The sequence below is a fragment of the Colwellia sp. MB3u-8 genome, assembly GCF_014076985.1.
Lineage (GTDB): Bacteria > Pseudomonadota > Gammaproteobacteria > Enterobacterales > Alteromonadaceae > Cognaticolwellia.
Genome location: NZ_JACGVA010000014.1, coordinates 1 through 517 on the forward strand (window position 1 = coordinate 1; position 517 = coordinate 517).

Sequence of the window (517 nt, forward strand, 5' to 3'; positions counted from 1 at the left end):
CGACGAAGCGGCGGTTCTGAGCTGTATGGCTTATGTCGACTTGAATCCTATCCGCGCCAAAATGGCCACCACACCAGAAACGTCAGATTACACCAGCATTCAACGGCGAATAAAGTCAGCGATAACAGGTCAACAACCAGCAGGATTATTGCCTTTTGTGGGGAATGAGTGTGTAAACATGCCTAATGGTTTAATGTTCAGTGTAAAAGACTACATAGCGCTGGTTGAAGATACCGGGCGAATTATTCGAGAGGATAAGCGTGGTGCCATTAGTTCAAGCAGTGAAGCTATTCTTAATAGACTAAACATTCCCGCCGAGAACTGGTTTAAAATCACCACAGAGTTTGGTTCATTATTTAAAGGTGCTGTCGGGGCTTTACCTGCTTTAACGGAATATTGTGAGCATCTAGAGCGAAAGCGACGACAAGGCGCAGCAAACTGCCAGCGTTGGTTGTGTGCCTAAATGCTAACTTTTAAATCCCATAACGTCACTTTAGGCTTGATTGATATCAAGTTT

Annotated in this window: 1 pseudogene; it reads left to right on the forward strand. The window is 44.5% G+C overall.

Annotated elements, in window-relative coordinates:
- Nucleotides 1–463: pseudogene (locus H4J54_RS00105) on the forward strand (transposase); the annotation flags it as partial.
- Nucleotides 464–517: the final 54 nt, after the last annotated feature.